We start from the raw sequence: 22,683 nt of genomic DNA on the forward strand, positions 1-22,683 counted from the left end.
AAGGAGGAATTCCCTATGATGTTTGGTCGTTTTACTGAAAGAGCCCAGAAAGTATTAGCATTAGCCCAAGAAGAGGCAATCCGTTTAGGTCATAATAATATCGGCACGGAACATATTTTACTGGGCCTTGTCCGAGAAGGTGATGGTATTGCAGCCAAAGCGTTATATGCTCTTGGATTGGGTCCGGATAAGATTCAGAAAGAAGTGGAAAATCTAATTGGCCGAGGACAGGATACGGCTCAAACGATACATTATACCCCAAGAGCCAAGAAAGTCATTGAACTTTCCATGGATGAGGCAAGAAAATTAGGTCACTCATATGTTGGGACAGAGCATGTTCTTCTAGGTCTTATCCGAGAAGGGGAAGGTGTAGCTGCCCGCGTATTGAATAATCTGGGAGTAAGTTTAAATAAAGCTCGACAACAAGTATTACAACTTCTGGGAAGCAATGAATCAGGTGGTCACCAAGGTTCAGCCGCTTCAAATGCAAGCACGCCGACACTGGATGGCCTTGCACGTGATTTAACGGCGATTGCCAGGGAAGGAAGTTTGGATCCCGTTATCGGAAGAAGTAAGGAAATACAGCGTGTCATCGAGGTATTAAGCCGTCGTACAAAAAATAACCCAGTATTAATCGGTGAACCTGGGGTTGGTAAAACAGCCATTGCTGAAGGGCTTGCCCAACAGATCATCAATAATGAGGTACCTGAAATTTTACGTGATAAACGCGTAATGACACTTGATATGGGTACTGTTGTGGCTGGTACTAAATACCGGGGTGAATTTGAGGACCGGTTGAAGAAAGTTATGGATGAAATACGTCAGGCGGGTAATATCATCCTATTCATCGATGAATTGCATACATTGATTGGTGCAGGTGGTGCAGAAGGTGCCATTGATGCCTCCAATATCCTTAAACCATCATTGGCGCGAGGTGAATTACAATGTATCGGTGCCACGACTTTGGATGAGTACCGGAAGTATATTGAAAAGGATGCCGCGCTTGAACGTCGTTTCCAGCCAATCCAAGTCGATGAGCCGACTATTGAGGAATCCATCCAAATTCTCAAGGGGCTGCGTGACCGTTATGAGGCACATCACCGCGTATCGATTACTGACGAAGCGATTGATGCCGCAGTCAAATTATCCGACCGTTATATTTCCGATCGCTTTTTACCGGATAAAGCGATTGACTTGATTGATGAAGCTGGTTCCAAGGTTAGGCTGCGTTCATACACAACGCCACCTAACTTAAAAGAACTTGAAGTGAAGCTGGATGATGTTCGTAAGGAAAAGGATGCTTCCGTTCAGAGTCAGGAATTTGAAAAAGCAGCTTCGCTTCGCGATACAGAACAACGCTTAAGAGAACAATTGGAAGAAACGAAAAAGACTTGGAAAGAAAAACAAGGGCAGGAGAACAGTGAAGTGACTGTGGATGACATTGCACACGTCGTATCCAGTTGGACGGGAGTTCCAGTTACTAAATTGGCACAAACAGAGTCAGACAAACTGCTTAATATGGAGTCAATCCTCCATGATCGTGTAATTGGGCAGGAAGAGGCTGTCATTGCGGTTTCTAAAGCAGTACGACGTGCAAGGGCAGGTTTGAAAGATCCTAAACGTCCAATTGGTTCATTCATCTTCTTAGGACCTACAGGGGTCGGTAAAACCGAGCTAGCCCGTGCTTTAGCTGAATCCATTTTTGGTGATGAAGATGCCATGATCCGCATCGATATGTCCGAATATATGGAGAAACATTCGACTTCACGTCTTGTTGGATCCCCTCCAGGATATGTTGGATACGAAGAAGGCGGTCAGTTAACGGAAAAAGTGCGGAGGAAACCATACTCCGTCGTTCTGCTTGATGAAATAGAAAAGGCCCATCCGGATGTCTTCAATATTCTTCTTCAAGTATTGGAAGACGGAAGACTGACAGATTCCAAGGGGCGTACTGTCGATTTTAGGAATACCATCCTGATTATGACATCGAATGTAGGGGCGTCGGCCTTGAAAATTGATAAGTATGTCGGCTTTAATATCCAGGATACTGGCCAGGACTATAAAAATATGAAAGGGAAAGTGATGGAAGAACTCAAACGTGCATTCCGTCCGGAATTCCTGAATCGTATTGATGAAACTATCGTGTTCCACTCATTAGAGAAGGATCATTTGAAACAAATCGTTACATTAATGTCAAATCAGCTTACTACCCGTTTGAAAGAACAGGAGATATACTTGGAGCTGACAGATGCGGCTAGAGAAAAAATTGCTACGGAAGGTTTTGATCCGGAATATGGGGCACGGCCAATCCGCAGGGCACTTCAGAAGCATGTAGAAGATTATCTATCCGAAGAGTTGCTTAAGGGCAACGTGAAAAAAGGGCAAACGGTCGTAATGGATGTCGTGAATAATGAGTTTGCAATCCGACAAGGCGAGCCTGTTAATGTAAGTGAATAACCAGATCCTAAACTTCGAGGTACACGCAGATTCTTTTGCAGTGTACCTCTGTTTTTTATCTATAGGTAGATTTGAGTATAAATGGGACAAGCAGAGTGCAGAGTGAATATTTTTTTTAAAAAACTTAGCCTTAAGAAGGTTTAAATAAAACCGAGGTATAATATCCTTAATATAGATATTTTTTCCAGAGGAAAAGGAGTAATTTATGGCTGTAAAGAAGAAAACAAAATTTATGTGTCAGTCTTGTGGATATGAGTCACCGAAATGGATGGGGAAATGCCCAGGATGCGGTGAATGGAACAAAATGGTCGAGGAAACCGAAATCGTTAAACCTGCTAGAAAAGGCGCTTTTACCAATTCAGAGGTTAGAGGTTCCGGGGAACGGGAGAAGGCAGCACCCATAACGACTATTCAATCAGAAAAAGAACCCCGGATTAAGACGGATTTAATGGAATTGAATCGTGCTCTTGGGGGCGGGATCGTACAGGGATCACTTGTATTGATCGGAGGGGACCCGGGTATCGGTAAGTCCACCCTGCTTTTACAGGTATCATCCCAATTGGCGCATAAACAGAAAAAAGTGCTTTATATTTCTGGTGAAGAATCAGTCAAGCAGACCAAATTGAGAGCGGATCGGCTTGGGACCATGTCGGAAAATCTATTCGTTTATGCTGAAACCGATATGGATTATATCCAACAGGCAATTACGGATGTAAAACCGGATTTGGTCATTATTGACTCCATTCAAACGGTATACCATTCGGAGGTTACATCTGCCCCAGGAAGCGTTTCACAAGTGAGGGAGTGCACAGCCTCACTCATGCGCATTGCTAAAACGAACGGAATCGCGATTTTTATCGTCGGACACGTTACAAAGGAAGGGGCCATCGCGGGGCCACGGCTGCTTGAGCACATGGTTGATACAGTATTATATTTTGAAGGTGAAAGACACCATACATATCGAATTATACGTGCGGTTAAAAATCGCTTTGGTTCGACGAATGAGATGGGTATTTTTGAAATGAAAGAACATGGATTGGAAGAGGTCGCGAATCCATCGGAAATTTTCCTTGAAGAACGGTCGCAGGGAGCCTCGGGTTCCACAGTCGTCGCATCCATGGAGGGCACAAGGCCGGTGCTAGTCGAAATTCAAGCATTGATTTCACCTACGAGTTTTGGCAATCCGAGGCGAATGGCCACGGGAATCGACCACAATCGAGTTTCGCTTTTAATGGCTGTTCTGGAAAAGAGAGTGGGCTTGCTTCTTCAAAACCAAGATGCGTATTTAAAGGTTGCCGGTGGTGTCAAGCTGGATGAACCTGCAATTGACCTTGCTGTCGCAATAAGCATTGCTTCAAGCTTCCGTGATAAACCAACAAACCCTGCCGATTGCATCATTGGTGAAGTGGGGCTGACTGGTGAGGTAAGAAGGGTGTCAAGAATTGAACAAAGGGTGCAGGAAGCAGCAAAATTAGGGTTTGAGCGGGTTATCATACCGGCTAATAATATAGGGGGATGGACCGCGCCGAAGGGTATTAAGATCGTTGGTGTTTCATCGGTTTCGGAGGCTCTTAAACAATCGTTAGGGGGTTAAGTATGACAGATAAAAAAGGGTATGAGAAAACAAAATTGGAAATTCTGCAAATTGTTGCTCCAGGTACCCCGCTTCGGGAGGGGATTGAAAATGTCCTGAGGGCAAACACAGGTGGTTTGATAGTGGTCGGATATAATGAGAAGGTGCGAGTGATCGTGGATGGCGGCTTCGAAATCAACTGCAGCTGTACCCCCAGCACATTATATGAGTTGGCAAAGATGGACGGGGCCATCATTTTAAATGAAACAGCAGATAAGATCATTTTCGCAAATGCCCAACTAGTGCCGGATAACAGTACACCTTCCACAGAAACGGGAATGCGGCATAGGACAGCGGAACGTGTGGCAAGGGAGACCAAGTCGTTGGTCATCGCAATCTCACAACGTCGGAATGTCATCACTTTATATCAAGGAAATTTCCGATACGCCCTTAAAGATATAGGAGTCATACTTGCCAAGGCTAATTTAGCCATCCAGACCTTGGAAAAATACAAGGTGGTCCTGCAGCAGAGCATATCGGTTTTAGGAGCACTCGAGTTTGAGGAAATCGTGACCTATGCCGACCTTTTGCAGGTATTTCACCGATATGTAATGGTGCTCAGAATCAAGGCGGAGCTATTAACGTACCTTAATGAGCTTGGTACGGAAGGAAGATTGATCCGTTTGCAAATGAATGAAATTCTGGCAGATATTGAAACGGAAGGAAAATGGCTTATCAAGGATTATACCTCCAGTAATGATGAAAATCCCGAGGAAATCATTTTTAGGCTTCAAGAGTTGGCCATGCAGGAAAAACTGGATGAAAGCATTCTTCTAAAGGTGCTGGGCTATCATGGATACATACACCTTGATGAGTCAGTACATCCCCGTGGTTACCGTATTCTTCATAAAATCCCACGCTTGCCGGGTTTGATCATCGAAAATTTAGTGAAACAGTTCGGAAGCTTTAGTGAAGTCAATAAAGCTACGGTTGAAAACCTTGACGATGTGGAGGGCATAGGCGAAGTCCGCGCCAATAAAATCAAAGAAGGACTCCGGATTTTGAAAAATCAGCTTGTCACAAATAGAAGGATGTAGGTGCAGCTGGCCTTTTAAATTCCCCTGAACTAGCTTGAAATTGATTGGTGTTTATTTTTGACACTCAAAACTCAGGGTGCTAGGCTAATATTACGAAAAAGAGAAAAAATCATATTTGTAAATCCACTAATTCCTTAAGTGAATTTAACGTATATAATGAAAACGAATTTTCGAAGGTTTCATTTTATTTTATTGGTCAATAATGAATAGAAGGAGGTGAAAGGGATGTTAAAACGCATTATACAAGCATGCTTCTTAATAGTCGGCGGAACACTTGGTATGTTACTTATTCCAGAATTATTAATTGTTTTACATGCAGATGATATTGCTTTAATAAACAATCCTTATGTAAGTGTACTGTTGGGTGCCATTATCTTTTATCTTATAACTTTTTGGGCAGTAGATCATGTGATCTATTTTATGAAGTGGCTGGAGGAACAGCTTGTAAAGATACCAATTACGGATATAATCTTTGGCAGCGTCGGTCTTTTAGTGGGACTGCTTGCGGCGTTCTTGGTTGGCTCCGCCTTCAGTGCCATCAAGGTTCCTATTTTAAATACAGTGGTTCCCATCATCCTTACGCTTTTATTTGGTTATCTTGGTTTTCAGGTGGGCTTTAAAAAGCGTGATGAGCTATTGAGTTTATTCACGAAAAGCAATAAGAAAAAGAACACTGATGGTGAAGCGAGCGAAGAGGATGAAGAGGGGTATAGCAAGCGGCTTAAGATTCTCGATACAAGCGTCATCATTGATGGTAGAATTGCGGATATTTGTCAGACAGGCTTTCTGGAGGGTACCATAGTCATTCCTCAATTCGTATTAAACGAACTGCAGCACATTGCCGATTCATCTGATGCATTGAAAAGGAATCGTGGAAGACGTGGTTTGGATATCTTGAATCGGATTCAAAAAGATCTTCCGATTAAAGTGGAGATGTACGAGGGGGATTTTGAAGACATTCAGGAAGTGGACAGTAAACTAGTGAAACTTGCCAAAATATCGGGCGGAATGGTCGTTACCAATGATTTCAATTTAAACAAAGTATGCGAGTTTCAAAATGTGGCGGTCCTTAATATCAATGACCTTGCCAATGCCGTAAAACCTGTTGTGCTTCCTGGGGAAGAGATGAATGTTCAGGTCATCAAGGACGGGAAAGAGCAGAACCAGGGCATCGCTTATTTAGACGATGGCACCATGATCGTTGTCGAGGGTGGCCGTGACCATATCGGGAAACGCATCGATGTACTTGTCACAAGTGTATTGCAAACCTCTGCAGGCCGTATGATATTCGCTAAACCGAAACTATTAGAAAAAGCATTATAAAGAAGAGTAGGAGAAACCGTTATGTTTTATGAAGTAGTGATACCTGCAGCTGGACAAGGCAAAAGAATGAAGGCGGGCAAGAATAAACTTTTTATTGAACTATCGGGTATCCCGATCATTGTTTATACACTGCGTGTCTTCGAAGAAGATCCTGACTGTCGGGGGATTATCCTTTCGATAAACCCGGCAGAAAAGGATTATTTCAGTCAATTGATTGCAGCATATGGGCTTAAAAAGGTCAAGAAACTGGTCATGGGTGGCAAGGAGCGCCAACAAAGCGTTTATAATGGACTGCAACATGCAGGAGAAGAAATCGTCCTGGTCCACGACGGTGCCCGCCCTTTTATCAATGTTGGGCAAATCAGTGAATTGACTACTGCAGCCTCCCTTCATGGAGGTGCCGTAATTGCAGTGCCCGTTAAGGATACGATTAAAAAAGCGTCAAACAATAAGGTAGTGGAAACAGTGGAACGATCTAGCTTGTGGGCGGTACAAACTCCACAAGCTTTTCGTGTATCCATATTAAAAAGCGCGTATGAACAGGCAGAAGCTGATGCATTTTTAGGGACGGATGATGCAAGTTTGCTAGAGCGGATCAATGAACAGGTAGTTATTATTGAGGGCAATTATGATAATATTAAAATTACGACTCAGGAAGACCTTTATTTTGCAGAAGCGATTTTACATAAACAACATGGAAAAAGATGATTGGGGAGAATGATATGTTTAGAATAGGACAAGGATATGACGTTCATCAGCTTGTGGAGGGGAGACCTTTGATTATTGGCGGGATTACGATTCCGTATGAGAAAGGTTTGCTAGGTCATTCGGATGCGGATGTCCTTCTGCATACTGTTGCTGATGCCTGCTTGGGGGCAATTGGTGCCGGGGATATCGGTAAGCATTTTCCGGATACCGATCCTGAATTTAAAGATGCCGATTCGGCAAAACTGCTGCAGTATATTTGGGCGATCGTAAAAAAAGAAGGATATTCCCTAGGCAATGCGGACTGTACAATCATTGCACAAAGCCCGAAAATGGCACCGTATATTGAGGAAATGCGCGGCAGGATTGCTGAACTTTTAGATGCGCCGATAGACAGAATTAATGTAAAGGCGACCACTACCGAGAAACTTGGATTTACAGGCAGGAGCGAAGGAATCGCGGCACAGGCTGTGGTTTTATTGGTTAAATCAAACTAATTTCGTTTTTAGAGTGGATGCCTTTATCCCAATGTATTTAAATGATAATATATACAATAGAATAGAACGACTGGGAGGTCTATATATATCATGAGCAGCGATATTCGAGTTCGCTATGCACCGAGTCCGACTGGACATTTACATATTGGTAATGCACGGACTGCTTTATTTAACTATTTATACGCACGAAATAAAGGCGGGAAATTCATCATCCGTATTGAAGATACCGACCAAAAGAGAAATATTGAAGGCGGAGAGGAAAGTCAGCTTAAATATTTGAAATGGCTTGGTATGGATTGGGATGAAGGTGTTGATGTTGGCGGTGAATTCGGGCCATATCGTCAATCCGAAAGGAACGACCTTTATCAGGAATTGTATCAAGAGCTTTTAGATAAGGGTTTGGCATATAAATGCTATTGTACGGAAGAAGAGCTTGAAGCAGAGCGTGAAGGACAGGTCGAACGGAATGAAACGCCAAAATATTCAGGGAAGTGCAAGCATTTAACTGAAGAAGAGCAAGCGGAACTAGTGGCTCAAGGAAGAAAACCGAGCATTCGCTTTGCCGTTCCAGCTGGGAAGGTCCTTACTTTCAAAGATATGGTTAAGGATGAGGTTTCGTTTGAAGCGGATGGCTTTGGTGATTTTGTCATCGTTAAAAAAGATGGCATTCCAACCTATAACTTTGCAGTGGCCGTCGATGATCACTTGATGAAGATTTCCCATGTCCTTCGCGGTGATGATCATATCTCCAATACTCCCAAACAACTGATGATTTACGAAGCTTTCGGCTGGGAACCGCCGGTATTCGGACATATGACGCTGATTGTAAACGAAAGCAGGAAGAAACTGAGTAAACGTGATGAGTCCATCATTCAATTCATTGAGCAATATGAAGAGCTTGGTTATGTACCTGAAGCTTTATTCAATTTCATTACATTATTAGGATGGTCTCCGGTCGGGGAAGAAGAGATTTTCACGAAGGAAGAATTCATTAATCTTTTCGATGCTGATCGGCTGTCTAAATCACCTGCACTTTTCGATAAACAAAAGCTTACATGGATGAATAACCAATATGTGAAGCAATTGGACGGAAATCGTGCAGTGGAATTGTCAATGCCTCACTTAATTAAAGCCGGGAAGGTTTCAGAGACACTGACCGCCGAAGAAGAAGAGTGGGTACATGGGCTAGTTTCCCTTTTTCAAGAGCAGATGAGCTATGGAGCGGAAATAGTCGAGCTATCTGAACTGTTTTTCATGGATGAGGTCGTGTTCGAAGAAGAAGCCAAGGAAGTACTGGCTGAAGAACAGGTACCGGAAGTCATGAAAGCTTTCCTTCAGGAGATCGATGGCCTTGAAGAATTTAACGCGGATGAAATCAAGAAGTCGATTAAAGCCGTACAAAAAAGCACAGGCCATAAAGGGAAAAAATTATTCATGCCGATAAGGGCGGCCGTCACGGGTCAAACACATGGTCCTGACTTGCCTAAGGCGATTTCATTACTGGGCAAAGAAAAAATTAAACAGCGTATTCAGAGTATTTTATATTAACAATTTGTCAAAAATGTAATATAGTATTTAATAATCTTACAAAAGAACGCGTAGATGGGGAGAAGTAAGTAAACGAAGCTTTTTAGAGAGAACCATAACCTGCTGAAAGTGGTTCAAGCCTCTCGTTTTCTGAAATGCACCCTTGAGTCCTTTGCTGAACTAACCTATAGTAGGCACAGGCGGAATGTCCTCCGTTACAGGGATTAAAGTTGGGGATGAATAAACAGGAAAAAGCTTTACCTGCTTCGTACATTCCAAACAGAGTGGAACCGCGCTTAAAGCGTCTCTGTCTATTTGGACAGAGACGCTTTTTTATATGCTTTAAAAGCTTCAAAGGGGATGTTGGAAAAGAACGCAACATAGGGGGGAATCATTTTGTTAAAGGTGTTTAAAGAGGATATCGAAGTGGTTTTTGATCAAGATCCTGCTGCGCGCAGCTATTTGGAAGTCATATTGACGTACGCGGGTTTACATGCGATTTGGAGTCATAGGATGGCTCATGCACTATTTAAGAAGAAATTCTTTTTCCTGGCAAGAAGTATATCTCAGATCAGTAGGTTTTTTACCGGAATTGAAATTCATCCAGGGGCTACGATTGGCCGTCGTTTCTTCATTGACCATGGAATGGGGATCGTCATTGGCGAAACTTGTGAAATTGGCGACAATGTATCTGTCTTTCAAGGTGTAACCCTTGGGGGGACAGGAAAGGAAAAGGGAAAACGTCATCCTACGATAAAGGATAACGTTTTGATTGCTACAGGAGCAAAAGTGCTGGGTTCCATCACTGTTGGGGAAAACTCAAAAATCGGTGCAGGATCGGTCGTTTTAAAGGAAGTGCCACCTAATTCCACAGTGGTGGGTATTCCAGGTAAAGTGGTCATTCAAGATGGTATCAAAATCAACAAAGATCTAAATCATTGTGATCTTCCTGATCCAATCGCTGATCGCTTTAAGGAATTGGATAGTGAAATCAGGGCTTTAAGAGCGAAGATGGCTGAACAGAAGCAGAAGGAAAGGAGTCTATAATATGGCGATTAAAATATATAACACAGCTACAAGAAAAAAGGAAACCTTCGTCCCGATGGAAGAGGGAAAGGTGAAGATGTACGTATGCGGACCCACTGTCTATAATTACATTCATATTGGTAATGCAAGACCGGCAATCGTATTCGATACCGTTCGTAGGTATTTGGATTACCGCGGATATGATGTGCAATTCGTTTCGAACTTTACGGATGTGGATGATAAGCTGATTCGTGCGGCAAAAGAATTGGGGGAAGATGTCCCAACCATATCAGAGCGTTTCATCAAGGCTTATTTTGAAGACGTGTCGGCGTTGGGCTGCAAAAAAGCCGATGCTCACCCAACCGTAATGGAGAACATGGATGCAATCATTGAATTCATCTCGGCATTAATTGAGAAAGGATTCGCTTATGAATCCGAAGGGGATGTGTATTACCGAACTCGTAAGTTTGAGGGTTATGGAAAACTTTCACATCAGTCCATCGATGAGCTGCGAGTGGGGGCACGTATTGAAATAGGGGAGAAAAAACAAGATGCCCTTGATTTTGCCCTTTGGAAAACGGCAAAGGATGATGAAATATCTTGGGAGAGCCCATGGGGTAAAGGGCGTCCTGGCTGGCATATCGAATGCTCCGCAATGGTCAAAAAGTATTTGGGTGATACAATCGATATTCATGCCGGAGGTCAAGATCTGGCTTTCCCGCATCATGAAAATGAAATTGCACAATCCGAAGCATTGACGGGTAAGACTTTTGCGAATTATTGGATGCATAACGGGTATATAAATATTGAGAATGAAAAAATGTCTAAGTCCTTAGGCAATTTCGTCCTTGTGCACGACATCATTCAGAAGCATGATCCACAAGTGTTACGCTTCTTTATGTTATCTGTACATTACCGTCATCCCATCAATTATAGTGAAGAAGTGCTTGAAAATGTAAAAGCGTCCCTCGATCGCTTAAGGACATCTTATCAAAACTTAAAGCATCGCCTTCAAGTTAGTGACGGATTGACTGAGAATAATGATGTTTGGTTGGGGAAGCTGAATGAATTACATGAACAATTCATTAAAGAAATGGACGATGATTTCAACACAGCTAATGCAATATCCATGCTCTTTGAACTTTCCAAACAGGCAAATTATTACTTGATGGAGAAAAACACAGACAAGGAAGTGATTGATGCTTTCCTTGATAAATTCAACATCTTATTTTCTGTCCTAGGGTTGTCCCTTGAAGAAGAGGGGCTTTTGGATGAAGAAATTGAAGGCTTGATACAGCAGAGAATTCAAGCGCGGAAAGACCGCAATTTTGGGTTGTCCGATGAAATTCGTGATCGCTTGAAAAACATGAATATCATATTAGAGGATACCCCTCAAGGTACAAGATGGAAAAGAGGGTAATTAATGCTTCATTACGATAGTAAGGTAGATGCAAAAATGCTGAACAGTCTTGCTTTGGCATATATAGGTGATGCTGTATACGAAACGTATATACGGCATCACCTCATTCAAAAAGGAGCGGTCAAGCCCAATCTACTACACAAAAAAGCTACATCTTTTGTAGCTGCTAAAGCGCAAAATAAAATCATCCACTTTTTCCTGGAGTCAGATTGGTTATCGGAAGAGGAATCCGCTGTCGTTCGGCGCGGCCGAAATGCAAAATCCGGTACGGTACCGAAGAATACAGATGTGCAAACGTATCGCTACAGTACAGCCTTCGAGGCACTTATGGGATTTTTGTATTTATCCGGTCGAATAGAAAGAATGGAAGAACTCATCAAAAAATCCATTGAATACATTGAAGAAGAAAAGGGGAGTAACCCATGAGCGAAGAATATATCATTGGCAGAAACCCCGTATTGGAAGCACTTCGCTCCGAACGGGATATTAATAAAATTTGGATAGCCGAGGGCTCGCAAAAAGGCTCGATGCAACCACTAATCGGTCTGGCGAAGGAAAAGAAGGTATTCGTGCAAATCGTACCGAAGAAAAAAATTGACCAAATGGCAGAAGGCATCCATCAAGGCGTTATCGCACAAGTGGCCGCATATGAATATGTGGAGCTGGATGACTTATTCGCAAAAGCGGCTGAGCGGGACGAAGCACCTTTTTTCATGATCCTTGATGAAGTTGAAGATCCGCATAATTTAGGTTCGATCATGAGGACGGCTGATGCAGTTGGGGCCCATGGAATCATCATCCCAAAAAGAAGAGCGGTGGGCTTGACGGCAACAGTGGCAAAAGCTTCGACGGGTGCAATCGAATATATTCCGGTAGCTCGCGTTACAAATTTGGCACGAGCGGTTGAAGAGTTGAAAGAGCGAGGGGTATGGATAGTCGGTACCGATGCGAAAGGCAGCGATGATTACCGTAACATGGACGGAAAAATGCCTATCGGACTTGTTATCGGCAGCGAAGGAAAAGGCATGGCACGGCTAATGAAGGACAAATGTGATTTTCTCATCCGTCTCCCTATGGCAGGACAAGTAACTTCGTTAAATGCATCGGTAGCGGCCGGTTTATTGATGTATGAGGTTTATAGAAAAAGAAATCCTCTAGGGCAATGATGGAATGAATATTCTGTTGGTGGACGGTTATAACATTATTGGGGCTTGGCCGGAACTGAGAGAATTAAAAGAACGGGATCTTGCTGCTGCAAGAGACCGGTTGATAGAAATGATGGCGGAATATCAAGCATTTACCGGATACCGTGTAATTATCGTATTTGACGCTCAATATGTTCAGGGAATTGCCCGTATATTCAAAAATCACAAAGTTGACGTAATTTTTACAAAAGAAAATGAAACTGCGGATGAAAGAATAGAAAAGATGGCCATTGAACTGAATAATGTCAAAACGCAAATTCAAGTGGCAACCTCTGACTTCACGGAACAGTGGGTGATCTTTGGCCAAGGGGCCCTAAGGAAATCCGCTCGTGAACTGCTTATTGAAATGGAAGAAATTCAAGGCGAAATCAAGAAAGATGTACGAAAAACAACGACGATAAGACCTGTGGCCAAAATTCCTTTAAGTGAAGAAGTGGCAGAAATTTTCGAAAAATGGCGTCGAGGTAAAATTTGAACCATTGACGGGTAAAATTTACCTGCTGTATAATATTTCTATCTGAGTCAGGTCAGGGGGATATAATGTGGGTCTCAAATTCGGAATGAAGCTGAACGAAAAGTATCTGCAGTTTGAGGATGATGAATTGATAGGGTTGGTGCACACTGGAGACAGTGAGGCGCTGGATTATTTGATCCAAAAGTATCGTAATTTTGTAAGAGCGAAAGCAAGGACTTATTTCTTGATTGGTGCCGATAAGGAAGACATCGTGCAAGAAGGTATGATTGGTTTATATAAAGCCGTCCGTGATTTTAAAGGGGATAAATTATCTTCCTTTAAAGCATTTGCAGAACTATGCATTACGAGGCAGATCATTACAGCTATCAAAACAGCAACACGTCAAAAACATATTCCGCTCAATTCCTATGTTTCCCTGGACAAGCCCATTTATGATGAGGAATCGGACCGAACTCTAATGGATATTATATCGGGTACGAAAGTTTTGGACCCGGAAGAACTGATCATCAACCAAGAAGAGTTTGACGATATCGAATTAAAGATGGCCGAGCTCCTGAGTGATCTTGAGAGAAAAGTGTTAGCTCTTTACCTGGATGGACAAACCTACCAAGAAATTTCGGAAGAGTTGAACCGGCATGTTAAGTCAATCGACAACGCCCTTCAGCGAGTGAAAAGAAAGCTCGAGCGCTATCTGGAAGTAAGGGAAATCAGTTTATAATCCCTCCGCTTTTTCCGCTTAATTTCATCTGTCCCTTCTCCACAAGGAAGTTTATTATTCACTAAAATTTTTAATGGATGTTAAGTAACCGAAGTTTTGATTTCCGGTGTCCGTATTGGTGAAACCCGCTTTGATATTGACAATAAAAAACAGCCGTGATAAGGTTTTATGGATATAGTAGATAGGATAGGTGTATCTAATGCGAAAAAAAATAGTTCTTGCATGCACTGATTGCGGTTCAAGAAATTATAGTTATGAGAGCAAACAATCGACAAGCGGCGAACGACTGGAAATCAAGAAATTTTGCAGTACATGCAACTCACACTCGATTCATAAAGAAACGAAATAACCGTTTTATAAATAGATTGACAGAAGCTTCTAATGCTTGGAGGTACATTCATGAAACGTTTTACCGAATTTTTCAGCGGAGTCGCTCGCGAAATGCGAAAAGTAAGCTGGCCGAAACGCAAGGAGCTTACCAAATATACAATCGTGGTAGTAACGACTGTATTGTTTATGGCTTTATTCTTTACAGTGGTCGATTTGGGCATTTCCGAATTAATTCGCTTAGTTATTGAATAAGAGATTCGAAAATAAGGTATAATAGTGATAGAATAATATGTGTCAGCAGAAAAGCCCGGAAACGGGTTTTTTAATTTGTCTTTTTTAATAAGTGAAGAAGCTCAAAATCGAGCACTGCTGTAATATGAATCATCACAATATTTTCTAGTTAAGTCAGGATGACGCCGGTATGGTTTTTTGGCTAAAACGTTCAAAGATAAAGATTAATAAAGAAAATGATTGATTGCAGGGAGGGAAGGACGTTAAAGTCCTAACACATGGAAAAGAATTGGTATGTAGTTCACACCTATTCAGGTTATGAGAACAAGGTTAAGGCTAACTTGGAAAAACGTGTTGAAACTATGGGGATGGAAGACAAGATCTTTCGCGTTGTAGTTCCAGAAGAAGAAGAAACAGAAGTGAAAGATGGCAAAAAGAAAGTGACCAAAAAGAAAGTATTTCCAGGTTATGTATTGGTTGAGATCATCATGACGGATGATTCATGGTACGTTGTCCGGAATACGCCTGGCGTAACAGGTTTCGTAGGTTCATCTGGAGCTGGGTCAAAACCGACTGCATTGCTTCCGGAAGAAATTGAAGTCGTCCTTAAACGAATGGGCGTGGATGAAAGCAAAATCGAAGTTGATTTTGAAATCGGTGATACGGTTCAAGTTAAAGAAGGACCTTTCGCAACCTTTGCAGGGCCAATTGAAGAACTTGATAAAGACAAAGGGAAAGTAAGGGTCCTAGTCAATATGTTCGGTCGTGATACACCGGTTGAACTTGATTTTAATCAAGTGGAAAAATTATAAACGGAAAAAAACTTGAAATTGCCTTTTGAAAGTGGTAAAATTTCAAAGGTCAGTATGTTTCAATTTTTAGGCCTCAACGATACAAGCATTCTTTATTAATATATAAAGAATTCAAGATGAGTGGGAGGGTATTACCCTATTACCACATCACGGACTTATAAGGAGGTGTGTCTCGTGGCTAAAAAAGTAATTAAAATGGTTAAATTGCAAATTCCTGCTGGTAAAGCGAATCCGGCACCGCCAGTCGGTCCTGCATTAGGTCAAGCTGGTGTAAACATCATGGGATTCTGTAAGGAGTTCAACGCTCGTACAGCAGATCAAGCTGGTCTAATTATTCCTGTTGAAATCACGGTATTTGAAGACCGTTCATTTACATTCATTACAAAAACTCCGCCGGCTGCAGTATTGCTTAAGAAAGTAGCTGGTATCGAGTCTGGTTCTGGTGAACCTAACCGTAATAAAGTTGCTACAGTCAAGCGTGATCAAGTGCGCGAGATTGCTGAAACTAAAATGCCTGACCTAAACGCTGCAAGCGTTGAAGCTGCAATGCGTATGGTTGAAGGTACTGCTCGCAGCATGGGTATTGTCATCGAAGACTAATCCATGTAATTGCTATTTGTTTCTACGGGGTTGCGATTGATACTCGCAACCTTTATTCGTGGGAGGTCATTCCGTTAAAACCACAATTTAGGAGGATTTATATCATGGCGAAAAAAGGTAAAAAGTATCTTGAAGCAGCTAAGCTTGTAGAAGTTTCTAAGGCTTATGCTGTAACTGAAGCAATCGAAGTTGCTAAAAAAGCAAACTTCGCAAAATTCGATGCGACTGTTGAAGTTGCTTTCCGTTTAGGCGTAGACCCTAAGAAAGCTGACCAACAAATTCGTGGAGCTGTTGTTCTGCCGAATGGTACTGGTAAAACTCAACGCGTATTAGTGTTCGCTAAAGGCGAAAAAGCAAAAGAAGCGGAAGCTGCTGGTGCTGACTACGTTGGCGAATCTGACTACATCAACAAAATCCAACAAGGATGGTTCGAATTCGATGTAATCGTTGCGACTCCAGACATGATGGGTGAAGTTGGTAAACTTGGCCGTGTATTAGGACCTAAAGGTTTAATGCCTAACCCTAAAACTGGCACAGTAACTTTCGATGTAACGAAAGCTGTTAATGAAATCAAAGCTGGTAAAGTTGAATACCGCGTAGATAAAGCTGGTAACATCCATGCTCCAATCGGTAAAGTATCTTTCGAAGATGCTAAACTAGTGGAAAACTTCACTACTATCTATGATACATTAATGAAAGTTAAACCTGCGGCTGCTAAAGGAACTTACATGAAAAATGTTTCTGTAACAACTACAATGGGCCCTGGTGTGAAAGTTGATCCTTCTACTTTCAATAAATAATTGACATATCAAAACTATTATTGTTATAATAAGTTTTGTTGTGAATAAATGAATACTATTTGTACCGTAGACAGTAGGTGCTCATTACGAGCTTAATTCCCTGCCGAGGTAATTCGATAATAATAGTCCTAGACTATGACTTTTGAAATTACTGCCTTCATGTCTGCAATAGAGATGAAGGCTTTTTCTTTGAAACGGTATAAATGTTTTCAAGCAAATCTACAGGAGGTGTAAGGATGAACGCAATTATTGAACAAAAGCAAAAAATCGTTGCTGAGATTTCTGATAAGTTAACTTCAAGCCAATCAACAGTAGTTGTTGACTACCGTGGATTGACTGTTGCTGAAGTAACAGAACTTCGTAAGCAACTTCGTGAAGCTGGCGTTGAGTTTAAAGTTTACAAAAACTCTATGACTCGCCGTGCTGCTGAAAGTGCTGAACTTAGCGCTTTGAACGAATCATTAACAGGTCCAAACGCAATTGCATTCTCAACTGAAGATGTTATTGCGCCAGCAAAAATCCTTAACGATTTTGCGAAAAAACATGAAGCTTTAGAAATCAAAGCTGGAGTTATCGAAGGAAATGTTGCAACTGCTGAAGAAATTAAAGCTCTTGCAGAACTACCTTCACGCGAAGGCCTACTTTCAATGCTACTCAGCGTGCTACAAGCACCTATGCGCGGACTTGCTCTTGCTACAAAAGCTGTTGCAGAGCAAAAAGAAGAACAAGGCGCGTAAGCTAACCGCTTATCTAGCCTATTGATTCAAAAAAAACCAACCATTTCGAGGAGGAAATAAAAATGACTAAAGATCAAATCATTGAAGCAGTTAAAAATATGACTGTTTTAGAATTAAACGACCTTGTAAAAGCAATCGAAGAAGAATTCGGCGTAACTGCAGCTGCACCTGTAGCTGTAGCTGCTGCTGGTGGCGCTGCTGCTGAAGAAAAAACTGAGTTTGATGTAATCCTTACATCTGCTGGAGATCAAAAAATCAAAGTTATCAAAGCTGTACGTGAAGTTACAGGTCTTGGACTTAAAGAAGCAAAAGAACTTGTTGACAACACTCCAAAAGCAATCAAAGAAGCTGCTTCTAAAGAAGAAGCTGAAGAAATCAAAGCTAAACTTGAAGAAGTTGGAGCTGGCGTTGAAGTTAAGTAATCTTGCATAAACAAAAAGCTCGCTATCACTGGCGGGCTTTTTTTCTTCATTTTTAAAGAAATGACGGAAACTAGCCGTTAATGGTTTGGTAACGAGAGGATTTCGTTATTAGAACATTCCGGCGTGCAAGCATCCATTCTTCAATTCTCTTCTCTCATTAAATCTTCAATATTCCTTTCTGATAGGGGGAGATGACTCTGACAGAGCATTACTACTCACATAAACCGGATGTCGTAAGCAATCCGAAATTTTGGGATTTCACATTAAAGGGACGTACATTTCGCTTCAAAAGTGATAATGGTGTTTTTTCGAAAAAGGAAGTTGATTTCGGATCGCGTCTTTTGGTTGAGAGTTTTAACCTTGATGAAGCTGTAAAAGGAGATATTCTTGATGTTGGTTGCGGATATGGACCAATCGGAATATCGATTGCGGCAGCTTATCCCGAAAGAACGATAGAAATGATTGATATAAATAGCAGGGCAGTTGAATTGTCAAAAGAGAATGCGGCTTCTAATGGGATCGCAAATGTGAAGATATACGAAAGTGATCGTTTTGACAAAGTTGCCTCCAATCAATTCGCGGCGATTCTTACGAACCCTCCCATTCGCGCAGGTAAAAGTGTAGTCCACGAAATTTTAGAAGAAGGCTATCGCAGTTTGGTAGCTGGTGGAGAATTATGGGTTGTCATTCAAAAAAAACAAGGGGCTCCATCCGCAATGGATAAAATGGAGCAATTATTTGGAAATGTTGAAGTGCCCGTTAAGAAAAAAGGTTACTATATACTATTATCCAAAAAGGTTTGACTCTAAATTTTCGCTATGTTAGTATTATAAAATGCATATATATAATTCCGTAACTATGCAATTTTTATACCATTGATGTATAATCAATGGATAATATGGAAAAAATATATAAATAATAGTTCGTTTTATGAGAAATAGTGGTTTTTAAAATAAAAACCATTTTCTTTTTGTCTATGGAAATGATTCCTTTTCCGAGGCAAATGGATCCTTATAACGCTTGATTTAAGGGGTGAATCAGTTGACAGGTCAACTTGTTCAGTATGGACGACACCGCCAACGTAGAAGTTATGCAAGAATCAGTGAGGTTTTGGATCTTCCGAATCTGATTGAAATTCAAACAGCTTCTTATCAATGGTTTCTAGATGTAGGTTTAAAGGAAATGTTCCAGGATATTTCTCCTATTGAGGATTTTACAGGTAATTTATCGTTAGAATTCATCGATTACAGCTTAGCTGAGCCGAAGTATTCTGTGGAAGAAACAAAAGAACGCGATGTTACGTATTCTGCACCACTTCGTGTGAAAGTGCGCCTTGTTAACAAAGAAACAGGGGAAGTGAAAGACCAGGATGTATTTATGGGCGACTTCCCGCTGATGACTGAAACAGGTACATTTGTCATCAATGGTGCTGAACGGGTAATTGTATCCCAATTAGTGCGCTCACCGAGTGTTTACTACAATGGAAAAATGGATAAAAACGGTAAGCTTGGATTCTCTGCGACCGTTATTCCTAACCGTGGAGCATGGCTCGAATATGAAACAGACGCCAAGGATGTTGTGTATGTTCGGATCGACCGCACCAGGAAATTACCGATTACGGTATTGATGCGTGCCCTTGGATTCGGAACAGATCAAGAAATCATCGATTTAATCGGAGACAACGAATACCTTCGCAACACTCTTGAAAAGGATAACACCGAGAGTGTAGAAAAAGCATTACTAGAAATCTATGAGCGTCTACGCCCAGGTGAACCGCCTACTGTCGAAAACGCGAAAAGTCTTTTAGTATCCCGCTTTTTTGATCCGAAACGTTATGATTTAGCTAATGTAGGCCGTTATAAAATTAATAAAAAACTGCATATCAAGAACCGTTTATTCGGACAACGTATTGCAGAGACTTTGATTGATCCTGAAACAGGTGAAATCATCGTTGAAAAAGGGACAATGCTTGATCGTCGGACTCTTGATAGGATCCTGCCTCATATCGAAGGTGGAATCGGATTCAAAACATTCCATCCATCAGGCGGTGTAGTAGAGGAAGAAACTCTTCTTCAACCTATTAAAGTGTTTGCGCCAAACGATGCTGAAGGCGAAAAAGTGATCAATATCATCGGTAATGCCTATGTGACCGACCAGGTCAAAAACATTACACCGGCTGATATCATTTCTTCCATCAGTTATTTCTTTAATTTATTGCATGGTGTGGGAATCACGGATGACATTGACCATTTAGGTAACCGTCGTCTGCGTTCCGTTGGTGAATTGCTGCAAAACCAATTCAGAATTGGTTTATCCCGTATGGAGCGTGTTGTCCGTGAAAGAATGTCCATTCAGGATACGAATACAATCACTCCACAGCAACTAATCAACATTCGCCCGGTCATTGCATCCATTAAAGAGTTCTTTGGAAGCTCACAGCTTTCCCAATTCATGGATCAAACGAACCCGTTGGCTGAATTGACACATAAACGTCGTCTATCTGCATTGGGACCTGGTGGTCTGACACGTGAGCGTGCTGGCTTTGAAGTACGTGACGTTCATTATTCCCACTATGGCCGCATGTGTCCGATCGAAACGCCTGAGGGACCGAATATTGGTTTGATTAACTCATTATCCAGTTTCGCAAAGGTTAACCCATATGGCTTCATTGAAACACCATACCGCCGTGTGGACCCTGAAACAGGTAAAATCACAAGCCAAATTGACTACTTAACAGCTGATGAGGAAGATAATTATGTAGTTGCCCAAGCGAATGTACGACTGTCAGATGACGGCTCATTCCTTGATAATGATGTTGTTGCACGTTTCCGCGGTGAAAATACCGTTGTTCCGCGTGACCGCGTAGATTACATGGATGTATCTCCTAAACAGGTTGTATCTGCTGCGACAGCATGTATTCCTTTCTTGGAAAATGATGACTCCAACCGTGCCCTTATGGGAGCGAACATGCAACGTCAAGCAGTTCCTTTGCTGCAACCGGAAGCCCCTCGAGTAGGAACGGGTATGGAGTATGTTTCAGCGAAAGACTCCGGTGCTGCTGTAATCTGTAAACACCCTGGTATCGTAGAGCACGTTGAATCACGTGAAGTATGGGTACGTAGGGTAAGTGAGGTTGACGGACAGCAAGTAAAAGGAAACCTTGATAAATACCGTCTATTAAAATTCATTCGTTCCAACCAAGGAACGTGCTATAATCAACGCCCTATCGTAAGTGTTGGCGACAACGTTGTAAAAGGTGAAATTCTTGCTGATGGTCCTTCAATGGAAAAAGGTGAGTTGGCACTTGGACGTAACGTATTGGTTGCCTTCATGACATGGGATGGATATAACTATGAAGATGCCATCATCATGAGTGAAAGATTGGTTAAAGATGATGTGTACACTTCCATTCATATTGAAGAATATGAATCTGAATCACGCGATACAAAATTAGGACCTGAAGAAATCACACGTGATATCCCTAACGTAGGGGAAGATGCGCTTCGTAATCTTGATGAGCGCGGAATAATCCGTGTGGGTGCTGAAGTGAAAGACGGAGACCTTCTCGTTGGTAAAGTCACGCCTAAAGGTGTAACGGAACTGACTGCTGAGGAACGTCTATTACATGCAATCTTCGGTGAAAAAGCACGTGAAGTAAGGGATACATCACTTCGTGTACCTCACGGCGGCGGCGGAATCGTTCTTGATGTTAAAGTATTTAACAGAGAAGACGGTGATGAACTGCCTCCTGGTGTAAACCAACTCGCACGTGTATATATCGTTCAAAAACGTAAAATCCATGAAGGCGATAAAATGGCTGGACGACATGGTAACAAAGGGGTAATCTCCAGGATTCTTCCTGAAGAAGATATGCCTTATTTACCAGACGGCACTCCAGTCGACATCATGTTAAACCCATTGGGTGTACCTTCACGTATGAATATCGGTCAGGTGTTGGAGCTTCACTTAGGTATGGCTGCACGCGCACTTGGCATTCATGTAGCATCTCCTGTATTCGATGGTGCTACTGAGGAAGATGTTTGGGGTACGATTGAAGAAGCCGGGATGTCCCGTGATGCAAAAACTGTCCTTTATGACGGCCGTTCAGGTGAAGCATTCGATAACCGTGTATCAGTCGGTGTCATGTATATGATCAAACTGGCACATATGGTCGATGATAAACTTCATGCACGTTCAACTGGACCTTACTCCCTTGTTACGCAGCAACCACTTGGTGGTAAAGCGCAATTTGGTGGACAGCGTTTCGGTGAGATGGAAGTATGGGCACTTGAAGCTTATGGTGCTGCTTATACATTACAAGAAATCCTAACCGTTAAATCAGATGATGTCGTAGGTCGTGTTAAAACGTACGAAGCGATCGTCAAAGGTGAAAATGTCCCTGAACCAGGCGTTCCTGAGTCCTTCAAAGTATTGATTAAGGAGCTTCAAAGTTTAGGATTGGATGTTAAAATTCTCAATGCCGAAGATCGTGAAATCGAAATGCGTGACTTGGAAGATGAAGATGAAGCCAACCAAGCAGACAAATTAAGCCTTGATTCAGAAACTAAAGATATGGTTGCTTCCGAAGTAGGGGCACCTGTCAAAGAATAAAATTAAATATAAACATATCTAGTTATATATTACCTGCTCTGACTGGCAGCGAGATGTTCGTTTGAAGATCATGCTGCCTTGTTAGAGCCTTATTGATTCAATCAACCATCATCCGGT

General features: G+C 41.9%; 22 protein-coding genes and 2 other annotated features. All 22 genes read left to right on the forward strand.

Annotated features, from left to right (window positions below):
- The first annotated feature begins 15 nt into the window (after nucleotides 1-15).
- Nucleotides 16-2,457, forward strand: a complete 2,442-nt coding sequence (clpC, locus tag MKY17_RS00570; RefSeq protein ID WP_098373576.1) for an ATP-dependent protease ATP-binding subunit ClpC — start codon at nucleotides 16-18, stop codon at nucleotides 2,455-2,457.
- A 205-nt stretch (nucleotides 2,458-2,662) separates the two neighbouring features.
- Complete coding sequence (radA, locus tag MKY17_RS00575) at nucleotides 2,663-4,051, forward strand: DNA repair protein RadA (protein WP_076372905.1); 1,389 nt, start codon at nucleotides 2,663-2,665, stop codon at nucleotides 4,049-4,051.
- A 2-nt stretch (nucleotides 4,052-4,053) separates the two neighbouring features.
- Complete coding sequence (disA, locus tag MKY17_RS00580; protein WP_076372903.1) at nucleotides 4,054-5,127, forward strand: DNA integrity scanning diadenylate cyclase DisA; 1,074 nt, start codon at nucleotides 4,054-4,056, stop codon at nucleotides 5,125-5,127.
- A gap of 225 nt (nucleotides 5,128-5,352) precedes the next feature.
- On the forward strand, nucleotides 5,353-6,450 hold the full coding sequence (locus tag MKY17_RS00585) for a PIN/TRAM domain-containing protein (protein WP_076372901.1): 1,098 nt from the start codon (nucleotides 5,353-5,355) through the stop codon (nucleotides 6,448-6,450).
- A gap of 21 nt (nucleotides 6,451-6,471) precedes the next feature.
- Nucleotides 6,472-7,158: a 2-C-methyl-D-erythritol 4-phosphate cytidylyltransferase gene (gene ispD, locus MKY17_RS00590; RefSeq protein ID WP_339201211.1), complete on the forward strand. Its 687-nt coding sequence runs from the start codon at nucleotides 6,472-6,474 to the stop codon at nucleotides 7,156-7,158.
- Nucleotides 7,159-7,172: 14 nt separating this feature from the next.
- Nucleotides 7,173-7,652, forward strand: a complete 480-nt coding sequence (ispF, locus tag MKY17_RS00595; protein ID WP_098373573.1) for a 2-C-methyl-D-erythritol 2,4-cyclodiphosphate synthase — start codon at nucleotides 7,173-7,175, stop codon at nucleotides 7,650-7,652.
- Between the two features lie 90 nt (nucleotides 7,653-7,742).
- Nucleotides 7,743-9,200 carry a glutamate--tRNA ligase gene (gltX, locus tag MKY17_RS00600; protein ID WP_098373572.1) on the forward strand — a complete coding sequence of 486 codons (1,458 nt, stop codon included), beginning with the start codon at nucleotides 7,743-7,745 and terminating at the stop codon, nucleotides 9,198-9,200.
- 42 nt (nucleotides 9,201-9,242) lie between these two features.
- Nucleotides 9,243-9,491, forward strand: a binding site (T-box leader).
- 84 nt (nucleotides 9,492-9,575) lie between these two features.
- Nucleotides 9,576-10,226 carry a serine O-acetyltransferase gene (cysE, locus tag MKY17_RS00605; protein WP_098373571.1) on the forward strand — a complete coding sequence of 217 codons (651 nt, stop codon included), beginning with the start codon at nucleotides 9,576-9,578 and terminating at the stop codon, nucleotides 10,224-10,226.
- 1 nt (nucleotide 10,227) lies between these two features.
- Entirely contained in the window at nucleotides 10,228-11,625 is a 1,398-nt protein-coding gene (cysS, locus tag MKY17_RS00610) for a cysteine--tRNA ligase (protein ID WP_098373570.1), read from the forward strand.
- A gap of 3 nt (nucleotides 11,626-11,628) precedes the next feature.
- Entirely contained in the window at nucleotides 11,629-12,051 is a 423-nt protein-coding gene (locus tag MKY17_RS00615) for a Mini-ribonuclease 3 (protein WP_034305071.1), read from the forward strand.
- Nucleotides 12,048-12,791, forward strand: a complete 744-nt coding sequence (rlmB, locus tag MKY17_RS00620) for a 23S rRNA (guanosine(2251)-2'-O)-methyltransferase RlmB (RefSeq protein WP_063235788.1) — start codon at nucleotides 12,048-12,050, stop codon at nucleotides 12,789-12,791. The genes MKY17_RS00615 and rlmB overlap by 4 nt, the downstream gene beginning before the upstream one ends.
- A 4-nt stretch (nucleotides 12,792-12,795) precedes the next feature.
- Entirely contained in the window at nucleotides 12,796-13,305 is a 510-nt protein-coding gene (locus MKY17_RS00625) for an NYN domain-containing protein (protein ID WP_098373569.1), read from the forward strand.
- Nucleotides 13,306-13,390: 85 nt separating this feature from the next.
- The gene (gene sigH / locus MKY17_RS00630) at nucleotides 13,391-14,023 is read left to right on the forward strand and encodes an RNA polymerase sporulation sigma factor SigH (RefSeq protein WP_094246690.1); all 633 of its coding nucleotides are present in this window, start codon (nucleotides 13,391-13,393) and stop codon (nucleotides 14,021-14,023) included.
- Between the two features lie 199 nt (nucleotides 14,024-14,222).
- Entirely contained in the window at nucleotides 14,223-14,372 is a 150-nt protein-coding gene (rpmG, locus tag MKY17_RS00635) for a 50S ribosomal protein L33 (protein ID WP_081113075.1), read from the forward strand.
- Nucleotides 14,373-14,422: 50 nt separating this feature from the next.
- On the forward strand, nucleotides 14,423-14,605 hold the full coding sequence (gene secE, locus MKY17_RS00640; RefSeq protein ID WP_076372883.1) for a preprotein translocase subunit SecE: 183 nt from the start codon (nucleotides 14,423-14,425) through the stop codon (nucleotides 14,603-14,605).
- A gap of 257 nt (nucleotides 14,606-14,862) precedes the next feature.
- Nucleotides 14,863-15,396 (forward strand): transcription termination/antitermination protein NusG, encoded by a 534-nt coding sequence (nusG, locus tag MKY17_RS00645; protein ID WP_048677866.1) that lies wholly within the window; start codon nucleotides 14,863-14,865, stop codon nucleotides 15,394-15,396.
- A gap of 174 nt (nucleotides 15,397-15,570) precedes the next feature.
- Nucleotides 15,571-15,996: a 50S ribosomal protein L11 gene (gene rplK / locus MKY17_RS00650; RefSeq protein WP_034305057.1), complete on the forward strand. Its 426-nt coding sequence runs from the start codon at nucleotides 15,571-15,573 to the stop codon at nucleotides 15,994-15,996.
- Nucleotides 15,997-16,100: 104 nt separating this feature from the next.
- A complete protein-coding gene (gene rplA, locus MKY17_RS00655) occupies nucleotides 16,101-16,796 on the forward strand; it encodes a 50S ribosomal protein L1 (RefSeq protein WP_057276474.1) in 696 nt (231 codons plus the stop codon).
- A 46-nt stretch (nucleotides 16,797-16,842) separates the two neighbouring features.
- Nucleotides 16,843-16,993 (forward strand) — a sequence feature (ribosomal protein L10 leader region).
- Nucleotides 16,994-17,032: 39 nt separating this feature from the next.
- Nucleotides 17,033-17,533, forward strand: coding sequence for a 50S ribosomal protein L10 (rplJ, locus tag MKY17_RS00660; RefSeq protein ID WP_098373568.1), 501 nt, complete (start codon nucleotides 17,033-17,035; stop codon nucleotides 17,531-17,533).
- Between the two features lie 62 nt (nucleotides 17,534-17,595).
- The gene (gene rplL, locus MKY17_RS00665) at nucleotides 17,596-17,955 is read left to right on the forward strand and encodes a 50S ribosomal protein L7/L12 (protein WP_034305050.1); all 360 of its coding nucleotides are present in this window, start codon (nucleotides 17,596-17,598) and stop codon (nucleotides 17,953-17,955) included.
- A 197-nt stretch (nucleotides 17,956-18,152) separates the two neighbouring features.
- The gene (locus tag MKY17_RS00670; protein WP_098373580.1) at nucleotides 18,153-18,758 is read left to right on the forward strand and encodes a class I SAM-dependent methyltransferase; all 606 of its coding nucleotides are present in this window, start codon (nucleotides 18,153-18,155) and stop codon (nucleotides 18,756-18,758) included.
- A 238-nt stretch (nucleotides 18,759-18,996) separates the two neighbouring features.
- Nucleotides 18,997-22,566: a DNA-directed RNA polymerase subunit beta gene (rpoB, locus tag MKY17_RS00675; RefSeq protein WP_048677874.1), complete on the forward strand. Its 3,570-nt coding sequence runs from the start codon at nucleotides 18,997-18,999 to the stop codon at nucleotides 22,564-22,566.
- Nucleotides 22,567-22,683: the final 117 nt, after the last annotated feature.

The sequence above is a fragment of the Peribacillus sp. FSL P2-0133 genome, from assembly GCF_037975445.1.
Taxonomy (GTDB): Bacteria; Bacillota; Bacilli; order Bacillales; family DSM-1321; genus Peribacillus; species Peribacillus simplex_E.

What these genes read in the sequence shown, in the direction of transcription:
- clpC (WP_098373576.1), top strand. Translation starts at nt 16, where the DNA reads ATGATGTTTGGTCGTTTTACTGAAAGAGCCCAGAAAGTATTAGCATTA.
- radA (WP_076372905.1), top strand. Translation starts at nt 2,663, where the DNA reads ATGGCTGTAAAGAAGAAAACAAAATTTATGTGTCAGTCTTGTGGATAT.
- disA (WP_076372903.1), top strand. Translation starts at nt 4,054, where the DNA reads ATGACAGATAAAAAAGGGTATGAGAAAACAAAATTGGAAATTCTGCAA.
- MKY17_RS00585 (WP_076372901.1), top strand. Translation starts at nt 5,353, where the DNA reads ATGTTAAAACGCATTATACAAGCATGCTTCTTAATAGTCGGCGGAACA.
- ispD (WP_339201211.1), top strand. Translation starts at nt 6,472, where the DNA reads ATGTTTTATGAAGTAGTGATACCTGCAGCTGGACAAGGCAAAAGAATG.
- ispF (WP_098373573.1), top strand. Translation starts at nt 7,173, where the DNA reads ATGTTTAGAATAGGACAAGGATATGACGTTCATCAGCTTGTGGAGGGG.
- gltX (WP_098373572.1), top strand. Translation starts at nt 7,743, where the DNA reads ATGAGCAGCGATATTCGAGTTCGCTATGCACCGAGTCCGACTGGACAT.
- cysS (WP_098373570.1), top strand. Translation starts at nt 10,228, where the DNA reads ATGGCGATTAAAATATATAACACAGCTACAAGAAAAAAGGAAACCTTC.
- MKY17_RS00615 (WP_034305071.1), top strand. Translation starts at nt 11,629, where the DNA reads ATGCTTCATTACGATAGTAAGGTAGATGCAAAAATGCTGAACAGTCTT.
- rlmB (WP_063235788.1), top strand. Translation starts at nt 12,048, where the DNA reads ATGAGCGAAGAATATATCATTGGCAGAAACCCCGTATTGGAAGCACTT.
- MKY17_RS00625 (WP_098373569.1), top strand. Translation starts at nt 12,796, where the DNA reads ATGAATATTCTGTTGGTGGACGGTTATAACATTATTGGGGCTTGGCCG.
- sigH (WP_094246690.1), top strand. Translation starts at nt 13,391, where the DNA reads ATGAAGCTGAACGAAAAGTATCTGCAGTTTGAGGATGATGAATTGATA.
- rpmG (WP_081113075.1), top strand. Translation starts at nt 14,223, where the DNA reads ATGCGAAAAAAAATAGTTCTTGCATGCACTGATTGCGGTTCAAGAAAT.
- secE (WP_076372883.1), top strand. Translation starts at nt 14,423, where the DNA reads ATGAAACGTTTTACCGAATTTTTCAGCGGAGTCGCTCGCGAAATGCGA.
- nusG (WP_048677866.1), top strand. Translation starts at nt 14,863, where the DNA reads ATGGAAAAGAATTGGTATGTAGTTCACACCTATTCAGGTTATGAGAAC.
- rplA (WP_057276474.1), top strand. Translation starts at nt 16,101, where the DNA reads ATGGCGAAAAAAGGTAAAAAGTATCTTGAAGCAGCTAAGCTTGTAGAA.
- rplJ (WP_098373568.1), top strand. Translation starts at nt 17,033, where the DNA reads ATGAACGCAATTATTGAACAAAAGCAAAAAATCGTTGCTGAGATTTCT.
- rplL (WP_034305050.1), top strand. Translation starts at nt 17,596, where the DNA reads ATGACTAAAGATCAAATCATTGAAGCAGTTAAAAATATGACTGTTTTA.